The 21,662-nt window shown below is 64.5% G+C and carries 16 protein-coding genes; 4 read left to right on the top strand and 12 right to left on the bottom strand.

Annotated elements, in window-relative coordinates:
• Positions 1–149: 149 nt before the first annotated feature.
• Positions 150–545, bottom strand: coding sequence for a PPOX class F420-dependent oxidoreductase (locus M1P90_RS04775; protein ID WP_483701511.1), 396 nt, complete (start codon positions 543–545; stop codon positions 150–152).
• A gap of 142 nt (positions 546–687) precedes the next feature.
• Between M1P90_RS04775 and M1P90_RS04770 the strand changes: the two genes are divergently transcribed.
• A complete protein-coding gene (locus tag M1P90_RS04770) occupies positions 688–2,076 on the top strand; it encodes an aldehyde dehydrogenase family protein (RefSeq protein ID WP_483701510.1) in 1,389 nt (462 codons plus the stop codon).
• 955 nt (positions 2,077–3,031) lie between these two features.
• Positions 3,032–5,551, top strand: coding sequence for a GH116 family glycosyl-hydrolase (locus tag M1P90_RS04765; RefSeq protein WP_483701509.1), 2,520 nt, complete (start codon positions 3,032–3,034; stop codon positions 5,549–5,551).
• Positions 5,552–5,684: 133 nt separating this feature from the next.
• On the opposite strand, the gene M1P90_RS04760 is transcribed toward M1P90_RS04765, so the two are convergent.
• The 5 genes from M1P90_RS04760 to M1P90_RS04740 all read right to left on the bottom strand — a co-directional run bounded on the left by M1P90_RS04760 (position 5,685) and on the right by M1P90_RS04740 (position 13,485).
• Positions 5,685–6,854, bottom strand: a complete 1,170-nt coding sequence (locus M1P90_RS04760; protein ID WP_483701508.1) for a MalY/PatB family protein — start codon at positions 6,852–6,854, stop codon at positions 5,685–5,687.
• A 160-nt stretch (positions 6,855–7,014) separates the two neighbouring features.
• Positions 7,015–7,470, bottom strand: a complete 456-nt coding sequence (locus M1P90_RS04755) for a heme-binding domain-containing protein (RefSeq protein WP_483701507.1) — start codon at positions 7,468–7,470, stop codon at positions 7,015–7,017.
• 205 nt (positions 7,471–7,675) lie between these two features.
• Positions 7,676–9,547 carry a glycoside hydrolase family 2 protein gene (locus tag M1P90_RS04750; RefSeq protein ID WP_483701506.1) on the bottom strand — a complete coding sequence of 624 codons (1,872 nt, stop codon included), beginning with the start codon at positions 9,545–9,547 and terminating at the stop codon, positions 7,676–7,678.
• A gap of 133 nt (positions 9,548–9,680) precedes the next feature.
• Positions 9,681–12,449: a GNAT family N-acetyltransferase gene (locus M1P90_RS04745; RefSeq protein ID WP_483701505.1), complete on the bottom strand. Its 2,769-nt coding sequence runs from the start codon at positions 12,447–12,449 to the stop codon at positions 9,681–9,683.
• A gap of 172 nt (positions 12,450–12,621) precedes the next feature.
• Positions 12,622–13,485, bottom strand: a complete 864-nt coding sequence (locus tag M1P90_RS04740; protein WP_483701504.1) for a polysaccharide deacetylase family protein — start codon at positions 13,483–13,485, stop codon at positions 12,622–12,624.
• 171 nt (positions 13,486–13,656) lie between these two features.
• Between M1P90_RS04740 and M1P90_RS04735 the strand changes: the two genes are divergently transcribed.
• A complete protein-coding gene (locus M1P90_RS04735; protein WP_483701503.1) occupies positions 13,657–14,508 on the top strand; it encodes a CPBP family glutamic-type intramembrane protease in 852 nt (283 codons plus the stop codon).
• Positions 14,509–14,770: 262 nt separating this feature from the next.
• Here the strand turns inward: M1P90_RS04735 and M1P90_RS04730 are convergent, their stop codons facing one another.
• Together M1P90_RS04730 and M1P90_RS04725 are read right to left on the bottom strand one after the other, a co-directional pair.
• Positions 14,771–15,568 (bottom strand): phosphodiesterase, encoded by a 798-nt coding sequence (locus tag M1P90_RS04730; RefSeq protein WP_483701502.1) that lies wholly within the window; start codon positions 15,566–15,568, stop codon positions 14,771–14,773.
• Positions 15,565–15,936 carry a DUF1304 domain-containing protein gene (locus M1P90_RS04725; protein ID WP_483701501.1) on the bottom strand — a complete coding sequence of 124 codons (372 nt, stop codon included), beginning with the start codon at positions 15,934–15,936 and terminating at the stop codon, positions 15,565–15,567. Before M1P90_RS04725 ends, M1P90_RS04730 begins: the two co-directional genes overlap by 4 nt.
• Positions 15,937–16,064: 128 nt before the next feature.
• On the opposite strand from M1P90_RS04725, the gene M1P90_RS04720 reads away from it, so the two are divergent.
• Positions 16,065–17,012 carry a phosphotransferase family protein gene (locus M1P90_RS04720; RefSeq protein WP_483701500.1) on the top strand — a complete coding sequence of 316 codons (948 nt, stop codon included), beginning with the start codon at positions 16,065–16,067 and terminating at the stop codon, positions 17,010–17,012.
• An 82-nt stretch (positions 17,013–17,094) separates the two neighbouring features.
• Here M1P90_RS04720 and M1P90_RS04715 read toward each other — a convergent pair whose 3' ends face one another.
• The 4 genes from M1P90_RS04715 to M1P90_RS04700 form a co-directional block, all read right to left on the bottom strand.
• On the bottom strand, positions 17,095–17,472 hold the full coding sequence (locus tag M1P90_RS04715; RefSeq protein ID WP_483701499.1) for a hypothetical protein: 378 nt from the start codon (positions 17,470–17,472) through the stop codon (positions 17,095–17,097).
• A gap of 314 nt (positions 17,473–17,786) precedes the next feature.
• Positions 17,787–18,869, bottom strand: a complete 1,083-nt coding sequence (locus tag M1P90_RS04710; protein ID WP_483701498.1) for a phosphotransferase family protein — start codon at positions 18,867–18,869, stop codon at positions 17,787–17,789.
• 36 nt (positions 18,870–18,905) lie between these two features.
• Positions 18,906–19,727 (bottom strand): LLM class flavin-dependent oxidoreductase, encoded by an 822-nt coding sequence (locus tag M1P90_RS04705; RefSeq protein WP_483701497.1) that lies wholly within the window; start codon positions 19,725–19,727, stop codon positions 18,906–18,908.
• A gap of 494 nt (positions 19,728–20,221) precedes the next feature.
• Positions 20,222–21,283: an IS630 family transposase gene (locus M1P90_RS04700; RefSeq protein ID WP_483701496.1), complete on the bottom strand. Its 1,062-nt coding sequence runs from the start codon at positions 21,281–21,283 to the stop codon at positions 20,222–20,224.
• Positions 21,284–21,662: the final 379 nt, after the last annotated feature.

Raw genomic sequence — 21,662 nt, 5'->3', positions numbered from 1 at the left:
TCAGATCAGCAGCGTTTTGGTAGCTGTTACGCTTTCAGGGCAGTGCCTGGGCGTATAACACTACGCCCTTCGTTATGGCTATAACAAATTCGCGCCATGCACGGGTGCTATGTGCATGGCGCGATGGAACGATGGCAATGCGTTTTCTGTCAGCGCATTTGTCCACTTATGTGTTCAGGCACAATGGTGAGGATTACGCGCACCTGATCGCGCCCACCGTACCATGTATAGGGCTTGCCAGTGTATTTCTGCGCCAATTGCTCGATATGCTCGACCGCGCCCTCGGTCGTGACCGACACAACCCGCCCGCGAATCTGCACATAGCGCGACGTGTCGTCACGCGCAGCGACAGCCACCGCCACACGCGGGTCGCGCTCGATATTCTTCACCTTCACATGCGTCTGCACACTGTTGATCAGCACATGCTCGCCATCGGTGTCGACCCATGTCTCGGTAACTTGTGGCGAGCCATCGGGCATGGTAGTGGCGAGAAAGCAGGGGTTTGGCTGGCGCAGCATGGCCAGCACATTGTCGGTGAATTTCACAATCAATCCTTTTCGCTCACAGAAATCAGCATAGCGCAGCATAACAACATCCGTGCCATCGCTGCCGCCATGCGCATTCGACGGAATCGCACACCCGGCGTATCATGCACGCTGTTGCGTTCTGTTGAAGAAAAGGTGCTGTATGAGCGAAGTGATCTGCATATCGCCAATCGACGGCAGCGAGTATGCGCGGCGAACCACCACTGGCGACGACGCGCTTGGCCGCACACTCGACGCGGCGCGCACTGCGCAGCGCGCATGGGCGCAGGTGCCAGTGGCCGAGCGCGCCGCCGCAATGTCGCGCTTTCTGGAAGCCATGCGAACGCTCAACCCGGCGATTGTGCCCGAGCTGGCATGGCAGATGGGCCGGCCAGTGCGCTACAACGGCGAGTTCCGCTCCTTGGAAGAGCGCGTGCGCTACCTGGTGTCGATTGCTGAGCGCGCGCTGGAGCCGCTGCGCCCGCTCGATGACAAGCCCGGCTTCGAGCGACTGATCCGCCGCGAGCCGCTTGGCACGGTGCTGGTGGTCGCGCCGTGGAATTACCCCTTTCTCACCGCCGTCAACACGATCGTGCCGGCATTGATCGCCGGCAATGCGGTGATTCTCAAGCACGCCGCGCAGACACTGCTGGTGGGCGAGCGCTTTGCAGAAGCCATGGCAATGGCCGACCTGCCGCCCGGCCTGTTCAGCAATGTGCTGCTGACGCACGAGCAAACCGCGCGCCTGCTGGCCTCGGGCGCGATCAACCACGCCAGCTTTACGGGCTCGGTGGCGGGCGGCAAGGCAATCGAGCAGGCGGCAGCGGGAACTTTCACGACACTGGGATTGGAGCTGGGCGGCAAAGACCCGGCCTATGTGCGCGCCGATGCCGCGCTCGATTACGCGGTGGAAAACCTGGCCGATGGCGCGTTTTTCAACTCGGGCCAGTCGTGCTGCGGTGTGGAGCGCATTTATGTGCATGCCAGCCTGTACGACCGCTTTGTGGAGCAGTTTGTGGCGCTCACCGGCCAGTATGTGCTTGGCAACCCGCTCGACGCCGCCACCTCGCTCGGGCCAATGGCGGCTACGCGCTTCGCGGAGCTTGTGCGCAGCCACACCGCCGAAGCAGTGGCGAAGGGCGCGCGCGCACACCTCGACCCCGCCAGCTTTGCGGCGGACCAGCCCGGCACGCCCTATCTCGCGCCGCAAGTGCTCACCGATGTCGATCACACCATGCGCGTGATGGTGGAAGAAAGCTTTGGCCCGGTGGTTGGCATTATGAAAGTTGCCAGCGACGCCGAGGCCATTACGCTGATGAACGACAGCCCCTACGGCCTGACGGCGTCGGTATGGACGAGCGACCTCGAAGCGGCGCAGAGCGTGGGCGCGCAGATCGCCACTGGCACGGTGTACATGAACCGCTGCGACTACCTCGACCCGGGTCTGGTGTGGACGGGCGTAAAAGACACCGGGCGCGGCGCATCACTCTCGACGCTCGGCTACGAGTCGCTCACGCGCGCGAAGTCGTACCACCTGCGCCACACGATCTAGGCAAGCAACGGCCAACGACTTTATGGGCGCATAGCAATACGCCCCGCGACGAAAGGCTTCACCACAGCGACACGGAGGCACGGAGATGTTGCAATACAAGGCGCGAGGCGCGGGCATTGCTTGATGTTCCTCTTTGTTGCCTGAAAAAAGGTGTGCTGCTGATGCATACGCAAGCGCGAAACATCTGCGCCGGGTGTGACGGATTTTTCTACATAATGATTGTCTCGCGCACCGCCCGGCCGTAAACGACCGGGCTCGGAAGCAACGCCCGCTGAAGCGGGCTTGAATGCGGCATATGGCACGCCCGCTTCGGCGGGCGCCGCTCGGTAGCGCGGCGGCTTCAGCCCCGTGCGCTACAGAACGATCCATCACACCGCCGCGCTGCTGCGCAAGAACGTTTCGCCCCTGCATAAGAAGCTTAGGGTCGACCATAAGAGACTTATGACGCACCCTAAGAGACTTATGATGCACCGTAAGAAGCTTAGGGTCGACCATAAGAAGCTTAGGGTCGACCATAAGAAGCTTAGGGTCGACCATAAGAAGCTTATGATGCACCCTAAGAGACTTATGACGCATCGTAAGAAGCTTATGATGCACCCTAAGAGACTTATGACGCATCGTAAGAAGCTTAGGGTCGATCATAAAAAGCCTATGCTCGACCTTTTACAGATAGGCGGCACGAGATACGAGGCACACGCGCTGCCTGATATCGTCTTCTGCCAAACCTTCGTGCCTTCGTGCCTTCGTGGTAATACCAGCGGGCAGGAGCCGTGGCGCTGAAGCGCTCGGCTCGAAATAGCGAAGCCTGCCTTCGCAGACTACCCGCATAGAATGACAGCATCTCTGTTCCTTGCTGCTTTTGCGCGTAGCGCAAAAGCAGCAAGAATACATCACGAAATACCTTGCTGCCGATCTTCCTGAGCCTGTCGAAGGGCAGGCAAAAAAGGAATTCACCATGCCAACCCGTACCTTCAACGAGCGCGCAACCGCGCTGGCCTTCCCGCTCGGCGGTGTCGGCACCGGCAACGTCTCGCTCGGCGCGCGCGGCGATCTGCGCGACTGGGAGATCTTCAATCGGCCCGCCAAGGGCACGCTCTTGCCCAACACCTTCTTTGCCATTCGCGCGCAAAGCGGCGATAACCCGCCGATCGCGCGCGTGCTCGAAGCGCCAATCCAGCCACCCTACACTCTTTCGCACGGATTCCACCCGATCACAGCGGCTGGCCTGCCGCGCATGGCCGGCGCGACCTTTCGCGGCGAATACCCGTTCGCCACCATCGAGTTCCACGCGCCCGATCTGCCTGTGCAGGTGTCGCTCGAAGCCTACACGCCGCTCGTGCCGCTCGATCCCGCCGCCTCGGGCATTCCCGGCGCGGTGCTGGCCTACACCGTCACAAACACGGCCGACATTTCGGTGAAACTCACCCTGGTCGGCTCGCTGTTCAACCCGGTCGGCGGGCTGGCGCTCGACCCATACGGCAACCTCGCGGCGGGCGGCGTGGGCCAGAACGTGAACGAGCTGCGCGACGAAGCGGGATTGCGCGGCCTGCTGCTGCGTTCCGAGCAGTTCGGCCCGAATGATCTTCAGTTCGGCGAGCTTGCGCTGGCAACCGACCACTCCGACATCACCGCCAGGCGCGCATGGCTGCGCGGCGCGTGGTACGACTTCCTGCGCGAGTTCTGGGACGACTTCACCGACGACGGCCTGCTGGCCGACCTGGGCTACGACACGCCCTCCGAGGCGGGCAAAACCGACACCGGCTCGCTCGGCCTCGTTGCCACGCTTGCGCCGGGCGAGAGCACAACGCTGCGCTTCTTCCTCGCGTGGTATTTCCCGAACCGCCCAAACAGCTGGAACGTGCGCAAACCCGCGCCGACCGTGCGCAACCACTACGCCACCCGCTTCGACGGCGCGTGGGCGGTCGCGCGCGAGCTTGTGGGCAAGCGCGATCATTTCGAAGCGGCAACGCGCCAGTTCCACGCCTCCTTGTTCAGCAGCACGCTCCCGCCCGCCGTGATCGACGCCGTTTCCGCGAACATCGTGCCGATCCGCAGCACCACCTGCTTCTGGCTCGAAGACGGGCGCTTCTTCGGCTACGAAGGCTGCTTCGACGATGCGGGCTGCTGCGACGGCACATGCACGCATGTGTGGAGCTACGCGCAGACGGCGGCCTTCCTGTTCCCGAGCCTGGAGCGCGAAATGCGCCGGATCGAGTTTGTGATCGAAACCGAGCCCGACGGCTACATGACCTTTCGCACCTTCAAGACCTTTGGCGAAGAGTTCATCTGGACCTGGGGCGACCAGAAGGCCGAACCAGCCGCCGACGGTCAGATGGGCAGCATCCTGCGCGTGTATCGCGAGTGGCTGCTGAGCGGTGATCGCGGCTGGCTGGCGCTTGTCTGGCCCGGCGTGAAGCGCGCGATCGTCTACGCCAGCCGCCACTGGGACACCGACCAGGACGGCGTGCTCGACGGGCGGCAGCACAACACCTACGACATCGAATTTTACGGTCCGAACCCGCTCACCGGCATCTACTACCTCGCCGGGCTGCGCGCCGTCGCCGAGCTGGCCCGCGTGATGAACGACACGGAGCTGGCCGAACGCTGCCAAAGCGCATTCGAGCGCGGCAGCCAGCGGCTCGACGAACTGCTGTGGAATGGCGAATACTACATCCAGCAGCTCGACGACGTCGACGCGCACATGTACCAGCACGGCGTCGGCTGCCTGTCCGACCAGCTGCTCGGACAGCTGCATGCGCGCGTGCTGGGCCTGGGCGATTTGCTGCCCGCCGAGCATGTTCGCAGCGCGATCAAGGCTGTGTTCGACCGCAACTTCCGCCGCGATTTTCACGACCACGTCAACTGCCAGCGCAGCTACGTGCTGAACGACGAGTCCGGCCTGATCCTGTGCTCGTGGCCGCATGGCGGGCGCCCGCGCTTCCCGTTCGTGTACTCCGACGAGGTCTGGACCGGCATTGAGTACCATGTCGCCGCGCACCTCATCTACGAGGGCTGGCGCGACGAAGGGCTGGAAATCGTGCAGGCGCTGCGCGCGCGCCACGACGGCGTGCGGCGCAACCCGTGGGACGAAGTCGAGTGCGGGCACCACTACGCGCGCAGCATGGCCTCCTGGGCGCTGCTGCTAGCCTTAAGTGGCTTTACCTGTGATGTAGAAAAAGGAACGCTCGGCTTTGCGCCGGCAGTGCCAGAAAACGAATTCCGGTGCATGTGGAGCGCCGGGCGCGGATGGGGAGAGTTTGTGCTGAACCACGGGCAAAACGGCACCCACGCAACCATCGAGCTGCACGGCGGCAGCTTCGTGCTGCGGCGGCTGGCATTGCCCTTCGGCGCTGGCGCTGCGGTCCGCGCCACCCTCGCCAACGCCAGCGTGCCCGCGCAGCCCGCCAATGGCGCGCTCGTCTTCGACCCGCCGCTCACACTCGCACCCGGGGCTGTGCTACAGATCGCGTATTGATTGATTTTCGCCACAAAGGCTCGAAGACTCGAAGAAGCGGGAAGAAATACGAAGGCACGAAGATCTAAAAATAGATCTTCGTGCCTTCGTGTTTTTGTGGTTACATTCTTCTATTCTCTCCAGGCTTTCGTAGTTACGCACGACTCGCCGCCAGCGCGCGGCGCATGCGATCCAGGCCCTCAAGCAGCGTATCGCGCGGGCAGGCCATGTTCATGCGCACAAAGCCCTCGCCGCCCGGCCCAAATGCCGCGCCGTCGTTCAGCCCTACCTTGGCCTGCTCAAGGAAGAATGTGTACGGACTGCCCTCGATCCCCGCCTCGCGACAATCGATCCACGCAAGATAGGTAGCCTCGGGCACGGTCGTGCGCAGCTGCGGCATGTTCTCGGTCAGGTAATCCACCACCGTGTCGCGGTTGGCAGTCAGGTAGTCGTTCAGCTGCTCAAGCCACGCATCGCCCTCGGTGTAGGCAGCCAGCGCCGCCGCCGCACCCATCACATTCGTCAGCGGCACAATGCCCGCGCCAGCTTTCTTCACGCGCTCGCGCAGCGTCTCGTCGGCAATCACGCCAAAGCTAAAGCCCAGGCCGGGCAGGTTGAATGTTTTGCTTGGGGCCATGAGCGTGACCGTGCGCGCGGCCAGCTCGGGCGAGAGCGAGGCAATCGGCGTGTGGCGCGCGCCGCCCAGCGTCAGGTCGCTCCAGATCTCGTCGGAAATGATCGCCAGGTTGTGCCGCTCGCAGATCTCGCCAATGCGCGCCAGCTCAGCCGGCGACCAGGCGCGCCCGGTGGGGTTGTGCGGGTTGCACAGCAGCAGCACCGTAGTTTGCGGGCCAATCGCCGCCTCGATCGCGTCATAGTCGAGCTCATAGCGCAGGGTATTACCGCTGGTGCTGACAAGGAGCTGCGCCAGGTCGGCAGTACACGCGCAGGGGTCGGGGGCATGCAGGATGGGCGGGTAGACTGGCGGCTGGATGAGCATACCCGAGCCGCTGGGACTAAAGGCGCGCGCCGCGATATTCATACCCACCACCACGCCGGGATAGTACACAAGCTGCTCAGGCGTAACCGCCCAGCCGAAGCGCTGCTCCAGCCGCGCGCAGATCGCCTCGCCAAGCGCGGCTGATGGCATAGCATAGCCAAAAAGCTCGTGCTCAGTTCGCGCGCGCAGCGCCCGGCTCACCGCTGGCGCTGTGCGAAAATCCATATCAGCGACCCACATTGGCAGCACATCTTCGGGGTAGTGGTTCCACTTCGCGCTGCCGCTTGGCCGCCGCTCGATCAACTCACCGAAATCCGTGATCATCCTGTGCCTCCCAGTTCTCTTGTGCAGGAAAAGACAGAATGGTGGGCCAGTGCCGGCCGCGCCGCCACCAACCCACCACTCCGGGCGACGTGGCCCACATCCGCTAGTTCGCTACGCTATTATAAACCCATTGCCGCAATTTCCTGCGCGGCACGGCCAGCTATTTCGCCTGCACCGTCCTGGTCATTCCATCGATGAGCTGCTGCTTTTCCGCATCGGTGAGCACGGCATTGGGGTGCAGCAGGGTGAAATAGCTCGGCGGCATCTCGCCGCGCGACACCTCGCGCTGAATCTGCTGATCGAGCGGGAAACGATCCTGCCGCGCCAGCGCCGTCTGCCAGTCGTCGAAGTTCAGGTGCCGCCGCCCCGAGATCACATCGCGCGTGATCAGCCACGAGGCCGGCGCAACGTACGAGTACCAGGGCCAGCTTGTCTGGTTGCTGTGGCAGTCGAAGCAGGCGCGCTGTACCAGCGCCTGTGTCTGCGGGCTGTCCCACTTCGGCTGCGAAACCACCGCTGGATTGGTGTTCCACAGCCAGGTTGGCACAAGCTGGATCAGCACCAGCAGAATAAGTGCGCCGCTGAGCAGGCGGCGCGGCGTGAGCCATGTTCGCATGTGTCATTTCTCCTTGTTGAACGGCGTAAACACGATGCGATCGGGTTGCAAACCGAGGGCGACCACTATCTGCAGAGCGTTGCTGCAAGGCCATAACTACGACGCTGCGTGCGTTCGTTCTTCGCAGGAAGCGTATCAATTATACGTTAGCTTGCGATAAACACGCACGCAATTTGCTTGCCGCCGAAGCGCAAATAGCGTGCGTTTACTTGATCTCTTTCGATGTCGCAATGATTTGCTGGTTGATCGCCTTGACGGCGGCAGCGTCGGGCTTGAGCAGGGCGCGGTCGTAGGTCAGCAGGCCGTTCAGCTCGGTTTCGACATCGGAGATCTGGGTGTAGATTGCGGCATTCAGGCCCAGCTTGGTCATCAGCCGCTCGACGGTGGTCATAAGCTGAACATACTGCTTGGTCAGCTCTTGCGCGTCGCCTTTGTTGAGGTAGCTGAAGCCATCGCCCGGCCGCCAGATGTGATCTTTCATGCCCAGGCCCAGCCCGCCAAACTCGCCCAGCACCGAGGCGCGCGTCGCCGAGGGCAGCGGCGCACCCGGCCCGACATAGACGTGCCAATCGACCAGATCGCCATTGCGGCCATCGACATTGCCGCAGCAGTTCACGCCGCTGTTGTTGTCGACCAGACGGCTGGGGTCCCACTCCTTCACCTGCCGGGCGATGCGCGCCGGGTCGTAGATGCCCCACGCTTCGTTGAACGGCACCCACACGACGATTGCGGTCACGCTGCGATGCTCGTCAATCATCTCGCGCAGCTCAAGCTCGAACTGCTGCCTGGCGGCATCGCTCGGCGCTTCGGTCTTCATCGCCGGCATGTCCTGCCACACCAGCAGGCCCAGTTTGTCGGCCCAGTAGTACCAGCGCTGCGGCTCGACCTTGATGTGCTTGCGAATGAGGTTGAAGCCCAGGTCTTTGTGCTGCTGAATATCCGAGCGCAGCGCTTCGTCGGTGGGCGCGGTGTGCAGGCCATCGGGCCAGAAGCCCTGGTCGAGCGTGCCAAGCTGGAACACGAACGAGCCGTTCAGCAGCAGGCGCAGGTACTGGCCAACCTTGGCGACTTCAATCGAGCGCATGCCGAAATAGCTCGTCACGCTGTCGTCGCCGAGGGTGACGCGCAGGTTGTACAGAAACGGGTCATCGGGCGACCATGGTTTGGGGTTGGGCACAGGAATGCGGATTTCTTCGCCAACCTTGCCGCTGGCCCGCCCAACTTCCATGTCGCCATCAAGCGCCACCGCTTCGACGCTCTGGCCATTCGCGCCGGCCCCCTGCACCACGAGGCGTAGCGCCTGCCCTGGCAGGTCGGGTGTTATGTCGAGCCGGGCGATGTGCGCGGCGGGCGTTGGCTCCAGCCAGACCGTCTGCCAAATGCCGGAGGAGGCGGTGTAGAAAATGCCTTCCGGCTTGAGGCGCTGCTTGCCCACCGGCTGCCCGCCGCCGTCGGTCGGGTCATACACACCGACGATGAGCTCGTTTGCGCCGTCCTGAAGCTGCGCGCTGATGTCAAAACTAAAGCCGTCGTAGCCGCCCTTGTGCGCGCCGATTTGCTTGCCGTTCAGGTAGACGGTCGCTTCCCAGTCGACCGCCTCGAAGTTGAGCTGAACGCTGCGCCCTTTCCACTCGGCGGGCGTCTCGAAGCTGCGCCGGTACCACATGCGCTCGTGGTGCTCCATAATGCCCGACAGCGCCGACTCGACTGGGAACGGCACCAGCACGCGCCCGGCCAGCGTTTTGCCAAAAGGTGGCGCTTCGCCCTCGGCGGCGGGCGCAAACTCCCACACGCCGTTCAGGTTTTGCCACTGCTCGCGCACCATCTGCGGGCGCGGATACTCGGGCAGCGCATTATCCGGCCCGACCTCGCTGGTCCATTTGGTAGCAAGCGGCGGCGTTTTGGCGGCCCACTCGGCGGCGGGCGCAGCCGTGGGGGCAGCAGTTGGCGCGGCGGCTTGCGGGCTGGCAGCCGGCGGCGCGGGCGTCGGCACGGCGGGCGAGGATGCGCAGCCAGCGAGCACTAGCAGCAATAGCAGGCACAGGCTTGCCTCGCGCATTCGGCGCGAACGGTTCATCGGGGAACTCCTTCTCTCTCTTCACCAAACAAAGTAATGTGAATATTACACAGATGGCACAGATTACGCAGATTGCTGTTTCAAAAGAAAATAATCTGTGCCATCTGTGTAATCTGTGGATGCATACGGTACTCTACCGCACCGTAAACGCGCCTTCCAGCCCTTCCGCGGAGCTTGGGCCGACCCACAGGGCAAACGCGCCCGGCTCGACGCGGCGGCGCATGTCGGGGCCAGTGAAGCCAAGCGACTCGGCCGGTACGGCAAAGCGCAGCACCCGCGCTTCGCCTGCGTCGAGCGCCACCCGCTCGAAGGCTTTTAGCTCGCGCACTGGCCGCGTCGCGCTTGCCACAAGGTCGCGCACATACAGCTGCGCGATTTCGCTGCCGGCGCATGAACCCGTGTTTGTCACCTCAACCGTGACGAGCAACTCGCCGTCGGGCGCGATCTCAGGCGTCTCGACGACAAGGTTGCGATACGCGAAGGTTGTGTAGCTCAGGCCAAAGCCAAACGGGAACAGCGGCTCGTTCGGCACGTCGATATAGCGCGACTTGAAGGGCTCGCCAAACTGCGTGACGCCCGCGCCTTCCATAGGCCGGCCAGTGTTTTTGTGGGCGTAGCTGAACGGCAGCTGGCCCTCGCTGCGCGGCCAGCCGGCGGTGAGCTTGCCCGAAGGGTTCGCCGCGCCAAACAGCAGGTCGGCTATGGCGCGGCCGGCGCGAATGCCACCGTGCCACGCGACCAAGAGCGCATCGACCTGCTCGGCGAGGCGCGGGATGGCGAGTGGTCGGCCGGTCATCAGTACGGCGACGGTGGGCTTGCCAAGCGCCGCCACGGCGTCTACTAATTCCTGCTGGCGGCCGGGCAGGCCAAGCTCGGCGCGCGAGCGGGCTTCGCCGCTCATGTTGGCGCCCTCGCCCAGCACCAGCAGTACAAGGTCGGCGTCGCGCGCGGCAGCCACGGCCGCGTCGAGGTCGGCGGGCGCGGCGGCGCGGATGGGGCAGCCGGCAGTGTGGGTGAACTGCGTGTCGTTCAGGTAGGCGCGCAAACCGTCGAGCACGGTCTCGGCGTCATCGGCCTGGCCGAACAGAACCCACGTGCCCAGCATATCGCTGCGGGCATCCGCGAGCGGGCCGATTACGGCAATGCGCTGCGCACCCGGCACCAGCGGCAGCACGCCACCAGCATTTTTCACCAACACCATCGACTCCTGCGCCACCTGAAGCGCCAGCTCGCGCGAGTCGGCGGTGAGCACACTGGCCGCGCCCGGCGCAGAATCGACGTAGGGATGCTCGAACAGGCCAAGCTGGAGCTTCAGGCAGAGCACGCGCCACACCGCCGCGTCGACCAGATCGTGCGGCACCGCGCCGCTTTCGACCAGCGCGGCCAGGTGGCGGGTGTAGGCGTTGCTCATCATGTCGATGTCGAGGCCGGCCAGCATGCTCTGGCGCGCGGCGTCGGCCAGGTCGGCGGCAACGCCGTGTGGGATCAGCTCGCGCACGGCCTCGTAGTCGCTCAGCACCACGCCCGGCCAGCCCCACTCGTCGCGCAACACGGTGCGCAGCAAGAACGAATTGATCGTGGCCGGCACGCCGCCGATCTCATTGAAGGAACTCATCACGCTGCCCGCGCCGGCCGCAAAGGTGGCCTGGAACGGCGGCAGGTAGACATCGCGCAGCGTGCGCTCGGAAATATCGACGGTGTTGTAATCGCGCCCGGCCTCGGCCGCGCCATAGGCGGCGTAGTGCTTGGGGCAGGCCGCCACGCGCCGCCCGCTGGTCAGCCCGGCGGCCTGAAAGCCGCGCACGCGGGCCTGGGCCAGCACGCCGCATAGGAACGGGTCTTCGCCCGCACCCTCGGCCACGCGGCCCCAGCGCGGGTCGCGCCCGACATCGACCATCGGCGCGAAAAACCAGTCGATGCCGTGGGCCGAGGCTTCTTCGGCGGCTACGCGCGCGGCCTGTTCGAGCAAGGCCGGATTCCAGGTGCACGATTCGGCCAGCGGGATGGGAAACACCGTGCGGAAGCCGTGGATCACGTCGCTGCCGATAATGAGTGGGATGCCCAGGCGCGACTCTTCGATGGCGACGCGCTGGAACTCGTTCACCAGCTCGGGGTCGGCCAGGTTGAGCAGCGAGCCAAGCGCGCCGCTGCGGATCTGCGCGTCGATGCCGGGCACAACCTGCCAGACCGGCCTGGCATTGGCGTTCAGCTCGGGCGGCGCGTCGCTGCCGGCCGGCATCAGCGGGGCCACTTGGGTGAGCTGTCCAACTTTTTCGGCCAGCGTCATTTGCGCCAGCAGCTCGTCGGCACGGGCGGCCACGGCGGGCTCGATCCGGTCGTATCGGTAGAAATCTGCGGTCATTCCATCGCTCCGTTCCAGCACAGGTGCAGCATGGGGCCGCGCCTGCGTATACAGCAGAAACGGCCCGTGTTCATCTTCGGCGGCGCGCTCGAAGCGCATGCCGATCTTCTCGGCCACGCGAATCGAGGCGTCGTTTCCTTCTTCAATCAGGCAGACCAGCCGCTGGAGGCCCAGGCGCTCGTAGGCATAGCGCACAATCGCCCCTGCGGCCTCGGTCGCCAGCCCCTGCCCCCAGAAATTCTTGTCGATCAGGTAGGCAACCTCGACCTCGTCGCGGCCGTCGATCTGCCAGGGCAGCAGCCCGCAGCGCCCGAGGAACTGGCCGCTGGGCTTGTGGATGGTTGCCCACAGGCCAAGCTCGGGATGGCGCGGGTGGCCGTTCAGAAACCACGCGATCTCTTCCTCGGTTTCAGCGCGGCTAAGCGTGCCTTCGGGATAAAAGCGCCGCATCTCGGGGTCGCGGTAGAGCGCGAACAGCGCGTCGGTGTCGCCTGTCTCGAGGTGGCGGAGGATCAGGCGCTCGGTTTCGAGAATGATCATTGTGCTCCCAGCCGTCGTTGCCCGCGAAAACCTTTTCAGAATGGAGATAGAATGCCCTTTTTCACCACCAAGACACGAAGGCACCAAGGTTTGAAATTATGGTTGAACCTTCAATTGACGATTTTTGCTCTTGGTGTCTTGGTGCCTTGGTGGTAAATCCTCAAACACGCTCTTACGCCGCGCGCAGCATGTCGCGCAGCGGGCGGTAGCCAACCAGCTTCACGCCCGATTTGCGGATGTGTTCGCGCAGCTCGATGCTCAGGCCAACATGGTAGTTCGCCACGCGGCTCGCCCAGTCGGGCGCGATCGCGCGCAGCTCGGGCGAATCGACGGCCGGGTGGAAGATCAGCACGGTGATGCCGGGCTGCAAGTCGCTGACCATGCGCTTGGCGAGGGCAACCTGCTCGTTCGGGTTGTCGAGCGGCAGCATCAGCACATTGTCGATCAGCAGGCGCTCTTCGGTCGCCAGCTGATCAAGCGTTGGGCGCAGCTCGGGAAACCAGTCGCCGTGATAGCGGCTGAAAAAGGCGGGCAGCCGGTGCTCCTGCGCGAGCGCCAGGTGCGTGGGGGCGAAGCGCGGGCTCGCGGGCGTGCCCATATGCGCGTCGAGGTGCGTCGCGTCGATGCCGGCCGCCAGCGCGCGCCGCACCTGCGCGCCCAGCTCCTGCGCAACGGCGGCCTCGTCGGCGTGCGCAATCGTGTCGGCGGGCGCGGCATAGAAATAGCCCTCGGCGTCGATTAGGCCGCTGGCCGGGTCGGCGGTGGAGATCGGGCCCCAGCGGAAGCTGCGCCACTCGCAGTTGAGCGTCAGGTGCACGCCCATATCGACGCCGGGGTGGGCGCGGCAGAACTCGGCAGCGGCGGGGAACCACGGGCAGGGCACCATCGTCGCCGCCGACGACACCAGCCCGAACTCAAGCATATTTGCCAGCGCGGGCAAGGTGGACTGGCACATACCAATATCGTCGGCATGAAAGATGAGCAGGCGGTCGTCGGGTGCATAGCCCATGCGCTCCAGTGCAGGGTTGGTCGCCATCGCATTATCTCCCGGGCTACCGCAGGCGCGGCGCTGCGCTATTATACTCGCTTCTGCCGCGCCGGTTGTAGGCATGCTTTCTTCACCGTGCGTTGCCGATCCGGGCCTTGATGCGGGGCGAATTTTCGCTATTGTGATGCTGGATCAGTCGCATAGTACCAGGAGGCATGTATGCGTATGAAGCAGTGGGCGGCGCAGCACCCGGCTGCAATCTTCCTCGTGCTGACGCTGGCCTGGTCATGGGGAATCTGGTCGCTGCTGTGGCTGGTCATTCCGCCGGGCGGGATGACGCACAGCCCGCCGACGAGCGCAATTCTGCTCGCCGCTGTGGGAGGACTGGGGCCGTCGCTGGTGGGCGTGCTGCTCACGGCGTGGTTGGAAGGGCCGGCGGGGATGCGTGCACTGGGCCAGCGCCTGCGCGACTGGCGCGCTGGCTGGTGGTGGCTGGCGCTGCTGATCATCCCGCTGACGACGGCATTGCAGCCGATTCTGCGCGCGCTGCTGGGCTACCATACCGACGCACCTGCTATGCTCGGGCTGCTTGGGCCGGGCATTGGCCTGGGCATCGCGGCCGGGCTGATGGAAGAATTTGGCTGGCGCGGCTGGCTGCTGCCACACCTGCTCAAGCGACCTTCGCCACTCCGCGCAACGCTGCTGCTGGGGCTATTCTGGGGCGGGCTGTGGCACGGCTACGCCGACTACTTCGGGCTGGGCGACCGGGGATGGGTCGGCTGGCTGCTCGTTCTGCTGCTTGGGCCGGTGCTGCTCACCGCCTGGGCGCTGCTGCTGACGCGGCTCTACCAGCACACCGGTGGCAGCCTGCTGCTTTCGATCCTCATGCACGCAAGCATCTCGTCGAGCGCGCTGATCTTTGGGCAGACCTACGGCTCGCGTGGCGAAGAGCTGGCCTGGACGGCCCTGAGCGTCGCGCTGGCCTGGCTGGTCGCGGGCGGCTTCTGGTGGGCAACGCGGCCAGCTGCAGCGGGTGAAGGGGTTGGCAGGTTGCAGGTTCAGAAGGTTTGAATGTGGAATGAGCGACAGCAGTGGGCAGGAGGCAGTGGGCAGGAGGCAGTGGGCAGGAGGCAGGAGGCAGGAGGCAGTGGGCAGGAGGCAGGAGGCAGGAGGCAGGAGGCAGTAAGCTGCAACCTGCAAATCTGCAACTCCCAAACTCCGTGCCTCTGTGCCTTGTCTGAAAAGCCGCCATTCTTTTGGCGGGCCAACAAAAGACCACTCCGTGGTTCGAAATCTGGTTGTCGATCTTCAAAACCTGTAACCCGCAAACAAATCATCCCTGCCAGCGCTCGCCATCGTGCAGCGTCACCGGCGCGGCGTGCGGGCCAACCTGGCTGACACTGCTGAGCAGACCGGCCGCAACATCCCATGTGTGGATCAAACAGGCCGGCTGCTCCATCACGCCCACCACGCGCGCGGGCTGCGCAAAATCGAGCAGCAGCTGGTACGACGTTGCCGGGCAGGTCATTGCCACCGTGCCCGCGAAACGCCGCGTGATGGTGGAATGAACGTGCCCGGCCACCACCCGCTCGACCTGCGGGTGGCGGTCGATCACGGCGGCAAAGGCGTCGGCATCGGCCAGGCCAATCGCGTCGAAAGGCGCGAGCCCGGTGAGAAAGGGCGGGTGGTGCATGAAAATCAGCGTCGGCTGATCGGGCGCTTCGCTCAGGCGCGCGTCGAGCCATTCGAGCTGCGCAGTGGCCAGCGCGCCGCCACCCGCGTTCGGCACATTGGTATCGAGCGCGATCAGGCGCAGCGGGCCGGCTTCGACCACATACTGCGCGTAGCCATCGAGCGGCGCGCTGCCCTGCGGGCCAAACGCGGCCAGCAGCTCGCCACGATTGTCGTGGTTGCCAGGAATGACATACACCGGCATGGTCAGCGGGCGCAGCAGCTCGCGCAGAAGCAGGTATGCTTCGGGCCGGCCGTTGTCGGTGCAGTCGCCACTGAGGATCACCACGTCGGGGCGGGCGGGCAGCGCCAGCAGGTGCGCAACCGTGCGGGCCAGCGCGGCGGCCTGCGGCGCGTCGGCGGTGGTGATGTGCGTGTCGCTGATCTGCGCAACAATCATAGGAACCTCGCCACAAGCACGGCCAGCAGGGCCAGCAGCGCCGGGCCACCCTGCACCAGCAGGATCGAGCGCTTGGCGGTGAGGCCGCCAAAAATCGCCGCAACAATCACGCATGCCAGGAAGAAAATTTGAATCTGCACGCCAACGGCAGCATTAGGGTGCAGCAGCCCCCAGATCAGCCCGGCCGCCAGAAAGCCGTTATACAAGCCCTGATTCGCGGCCAGCGCCCGCGTTTCGCGCGCAAACTCGGGCGTGGTGCCAAAGCTGCGCCGCACGCGCGGCGTTTCCCAGCCAAACATCTCCATGTACAGAATATACACATGCTCCAGCGCGACCAATCCCACCAGCACCATGCTTAGCGCCGCCATGGCTTTCCTTTCCGCAACCTGGCTTCACAACCCCCGATTATGCGTTTGTGGGGCGCGGCAAGTATACCACCGCCACCAATTTGCGTCGGCGGCGGGCTCGTGCTATGCTCTGGCGCATGTGGGAAAGTTTGAATCAGTATATCGACCCCGAGGACGCGAGCTATTCCGATGCGCGGCGGGGCGCGCTGGCGCACCTGGGCGATTACGCCGCGCAGATCGTTGGGCCGCTGAACCTGCGCCCACGCGCCGCCGCGCTGCACAGCAGCTCGAACACGCGAATCGAAGCGCGCATCAGCACGGCCAGCAGCCATATTCTGCTGGTGCTTGCGCCCGAAGGCGACCTTGCCGCCGAGGTGGCGTGGCTGCGCGCACTGAACGCGACAACGCTGCCGGTGCCGCGCCTGATTACCCACGACCTCAGCCTGGGCACGATTCCGTTTAGCTACGCGCTCGAAAGCTACATCAGCGGCGCACCGCTCGATTGGGTGGCCGATGCGCCGCGCGTGCGCGTGCTGGCCCGCCAGGTCGGGCGAACGCTGCGACGCTCGCATCAGGTGGCGGCGGCGGGCTTTGGCCGACCGGCCGTAAGCGGGCGCTGGCCGTCGCGCACTTGGCCCGAGGCGTTGCGCGCCTGGCTGGGCGATCTGTGGCCGCGCGCCGCCGAGCTGCTGGGCGCGGCTGGTGCTGCCGCGCTTGCTGCCGCCACAATCGATCATCCTTCATTGGAGTGCGCGCGCCCGCAGGTGCTGCATGGCGCGGTTGCGCCGCACCGCGCGCTGGTGACGGTTGGCGAAACAACGCAGCTCGAAGCGCTGACCCGCCCGGGCGAAATCGTTGGCGGCGACCCGATCTTCGATCTGGCATACGCACTGCAGCCGCACCACCCCGAGCCATTCCGCCAGGGCGTGCGCGAGGGCTACGACGCCCCAGGCCCAATCGGGCGCGCGGAAGAAGCGCGACTGGCGCGGCTGGGCTTGCTGCTGCGCGCCGCCGATACCTTGCGCCGCGCCAACCCCAGCGAACTGAACGCGCTGCCCGGGGCAATTGCCGGCGAGCTACGGCAGCTGGGCGTATAATCGCGATATCATCCACAGATTACGCAGATTTAACACTCAATGCTCTAATGCAAGGTGCGTATATAAATGCTTCTGTGGAATTTTACGCCACCCCGTGCAGCAGTGCCAGATTCCAAGCCAGCAAGCCAGCGAAGGCCGCCAGCACCGCCAGCCCGAACAAGGCCGAACCGGCCCGACGCAGGCGCGGCAGTGTGTCGAGCTTGCGGCCAAAGGTGAAATCGAGCACCCAGTAGGCATAGCCAAACGCCACTGCGCCGAACAGGCTCATCTGCACCAGTGGGCTGGCGGCAAAAGTGCGCGCCAGCGCGCCCGGCTGGTCGAGTGCGGGGGCTGGCGCGATGCTGCCCTGGTAGAACAGCGCCGCCGCCAGCGTTGCAAAGCCAACAAAAGCTACTACCAACCCCAGCCGCGATATGGCAAGCTGGCGCTGTGCGCGCCGCCGTGCTGATATATGTTGCATCGTGCTTTCCTTACGTTCATTGGGCGGCAACTGCCACCGCAAAGATACCGTAGCACAATGCGTCGGAGAAACGTACCAGCCGCAGAAGTATTGTGCCCCCTGCTTCCGGCGGAGCGCAGCCTATCATCCACAGATTACACAGATTATGTTTTGCCTGGAAAAGCCTGATCTGTGAAATCGGCGTAACCTATGGATTATAAAACTGCATAGAGTTGGGCCACAGAGAGCACAGAGAACACCGAGCTTTAGCTTTCCATTGGTCTTCTTGGTGCCTTGGTGTCTTGGTGGTACATGAAAAGGCTTTTGATAGTAGATTATGCAAACAAGCTGTCGATGCGCCCGAGCGCGATTGCGCGGGCGGCAAGGTCGCCATAGGCGCGCACCATCACGTCCAGCCCGGCGAAACGCGCATCCTGGGTTTTGCCCTGGCGGAAGCGCGCATAGATCTGCTGAATGATCACGGCGTTCTTAAACAGGCCATACACGAAGTAAAACAGCACATCCGAAATGTCGCGCCCACTCTGTGCGGCGTAGCGCGCCACCCATGCGCGCCGGTCGAGGTTGCCGGGCAGCGCGCTGATGCCAAATGTGCGCAGCACCGCCGGGTCGCCGGGCTCCATCCAGTAGGCCAGCGTCGTGCCGAGGTCGGTGAGCGGGTCGCCCAGCGTGGCCATTTCCCAGTCGAGCACGGCGACGATGCGCGACAGATCGTGTGGGTCGAGCACGACATTGTCGTACTTGAAGTCGTTGTGGATGAGCGCGGGCGCGATTTCGGCGGGCAGGTGCGCGGCCAGCCACGCGGCGGCCTGCTCCAGCGCGGGAATGTCGTCGGTGCGGGCGGCGGCGTAGCGATTGGCCCAGCCCGCCACCTGCCGCGCGGTGTAGCCGGCGGGCTTGCCGATCTCGCTCAGGCCGGCCGCCGCGTAGTCGATGGCGTGCAGCTCGGCAAAGGTATCGATCAGCGCGAGGCTGGTGGCGTGCAACTGCTCGGGGGCGAGCGCAAGGCCGGCTGGCAGCGGGGCGCGCAGGATCACGCCCGCGACGCGCTCCATGACGTAGAAGGGCGCGCCCAGCACGGCCGGGTCGTCGCAGAAGAGCAGCGGGCGCGGCACTTTAGGGTAGGCTGGCCGCAGCCCGCTCAGGATGCGAAACTCGCGGGCCATGTCGTGCCCGCCGCGAATGTTTGCGCCAAACGGCGGCCGGCGCAGCACCATTTCGCGCTCGCCCGCGCGCAGCAAGTAGGTCAGGTTCGAGAAGCCGCCGGGGAACTGCGCAATGCTCAGCGGCGCAGCGAGATCGGGCAGATGCGTGTGCAGGCAGGCGAATAATGCCTCGGCGGGCAGCTCCTCGCCGGCTCGCGGGGCATCCGGCTGATCGATTGCGGGCTGGCTGGGCATTCTTTTCTCCTTCCCCTGGCTTCTCCGCTGCTGCGATTATAGCGCAGGCGGCCCACGGCGGATGTGGGCGCGCACTTCGTCGGCGCTGTCTTCAGCAAAAAAGCCATCCTGATACCATGTTGCGCCCGCCTCGGCCAGCGCGGCGTATTGCTCGCGGGCCAGCGGCGCGCCCGACAGCACGACGTCGTAGGGGCCGCCGGCGGCGCGGTGCGGCTGAATGTAGGCCAGCATGGCGCGCACGTCGTCGGGCGTTAGCGGCGCGTCGTTGCGGGGGATGGGCGCAATGCCGTCGTAGCGGGCGGCGCGGCGGAAGGGCTTGGTGCCCGGCCACACGCCCGCGACCCAGATCGGGATGCGTGGCTGCTGGAGCGGCGCGGGCAGGAACTGCGTGTCGCGCACGGTGTAGTGCGTGCCGGCGTAGCTGAACGGCTCGCCGCTCCACAGCCCGGTCACAACTTCCAGCGCCTCATCGAGCTGCGCGCCGCGCGTGCGGTCGTCGGCGGGCTCGCCAAAGCGGCTGTAGTCGCCAAACCAGTCGCCGCCGATGCCCACGCCCAGCACAGCCCGCCCGCCCGAGAGGTGATCGAGCGTGGTGGCCTGGCGGGCGACCTGCCAGGGGCGGCGGCGCGGCAGCGGCGTGACCATCGCGCCGATGCGGATGCGCTCGGTGGCGAGGGCCATGGCGCCGAGCGTCACCCACGGCTCGGCGACCGGGAAGTTCAGCGGGTGCGTCCACATCACATGATCCCAGATGAACATGCCATCCCAGCCGCTGGTTTCGGCCTCGCGGGCCAGCCCGGCGATGAGGCGGGGGTCGCTGAACGAGCCAAAGTTGGGGAGGTTGATGGCGAATTTCATGCGGTGCTCCTTCTGCGTTTGACGTTGTCTGGGCGGACCATTGTATATTGTCTGGGCGGACCTGTGTGTCCGCCCTACCTCTGCGAGGGCTGCGCGCCCTCGCGCTCCGCGGCAAAGGGCCGACCGCGGCCCTCTGCACTCCCCGGTCGGGGCCTTGCCCCGAACCCCTTAAAGCGCGTGGTACGCAGAGGAAATGATTTGCGGTCATGCCTCCGTTGTGGATAGGGGCAAGGCATCGGACGAACAAAAATTCATCATTTTCGAAGGCAGTTCAAACGGCAATCAGATGCATCGCCTGATGCCAGCGGTCAGCGTAGCGGTTATGTCTGTTCTCGGCTCATACTCCTGCGAGGGCTGCGCGCCCTCGCGCTCCATGCTCACTCCTGCGAGGGCTGCGCGCCCTCGCGCTCCGCGGCAAAGGGCCGACCGCGGCCCTCTGCGCTCCCCGGTCGGGGCCTTCCCCCGAACCCCTTATACCAAATACGGGTGAACACTTATGGTATGGTCGGTTTGGGCCACCAGTGAAAGAGGGTGTGCGTGCGAATGATCTCCGGCTGCTCACGCAAGCGACGGCAGCGTTCTGTTTGTGCCTCAATCAAGGCGTCCAAATCACTGAAATGCTCATTCACCAGCGCTTCGTCGCTCAATGTCCACAACCGTTCGGCCGGCTGCACCTCCGGCGAATACGGCGGCTGAAACACTCCATGCACGCCTTGCGGTACTACCACCTTACTGCTACTGTGCCAGCCGGCTTGATCGATCACCAGCACAATCTGTTTGCTCGGACCAGCCCCGACTGCAGCGGCAAACTCGGCCAGCACCAGCGTCCACACTGCCACCGCGACCCGTGGCAGCAGCAGCCAGAAACTCTCGCCCCGTTGCGGACAGACAAACCCATACAGGTAGGTCCATTTGTAACGCGGCTGAACCGTCACAAGTGGCCGCTGCCCTTTCTTGCACCAGACCCGCCGCAGGATCGGTTTGAGGCCGATGCGATGTTCATCCTCGCCCCAGACCTCCACGCTGGCGTCAGGATGCTCGGCTTGGATCTGGGCGACGGCTTGCGGAAGCGTTTTTTTAAACTGCTCTTGCGCCTCAGTATCGGCCTTGATATGGCGCGGACGCGGGACATAGGAGCGATAACCAAGCTGCTGCAAGACTTCCCAGCCGCGTGGCGCGTGTACCTTTCGAGCGAGCTTGCTGCTCATCCAGTCGGCGACTTTCGGGCCAGTCCACACGCCACCATCGGGGGCAGGACCTTCGAGGGCTTTGTCGAGTTCGGCACGCAGGGCGGGCGAGAGCAGCGGAGCCTGGCCAGGGTTGTGATGACGGCGGTCGCCGACGTGGTCAGGACCATCGGCGTTGTAGCGGCGGACAATCGCGTACAACCAGGTCAACGAGTAACCACAGACCTGTGCGATTTCGGTAGGGGAACGGCCTTGGCTCAGCAACCAGAGCATCTGCCAATGACTGCGAGCGACAGGATCGGCGGCCTGGCGATAGCGCTGCCCGAGTTCCTCAACCGTCAGATGTTCAGCCAGTTTCAGTCGTCTCATGCTGTAAGTATACACCCGTATTTGGTATTAAAGCGCGTGGTACACCAACGAAATGATTTGCGGTCATGCCTCCGTTGTGGATGAAGGCACGGCATCAAACGATAAAGTATGTAGCAGATTAGAGGCGTATATAAGGCAACTATACTTTCATCGTCCATTGCCAGCTTTTTGGCATAACGGAGGCATGCGCGCCAAAAATCGCATTTGATACCGGCAGCAAATTTGGGGTCCAGGGGCGATAGCCCCGGCCGGGGTGCAGGGTGCCGGCGCACCCTGCGGCCTTGCGGCCTGAGCAAGCTGTCTTCAAGCTGGCACTGGTCTGAATGCAAAAGCAGCGGCCCTGCGGCCTGAGCAATCTGGTTCAAAGCCTGTACTGGTC

It is taken from the genome of Kouleothrix sp. 19917 (assembly GCF_057073505.1).
The sequence above is the reverse complement of the archived record's forward strand: the minus strand, read 5'-3'. Positions and strand labels throughout refer to the sequence as shown.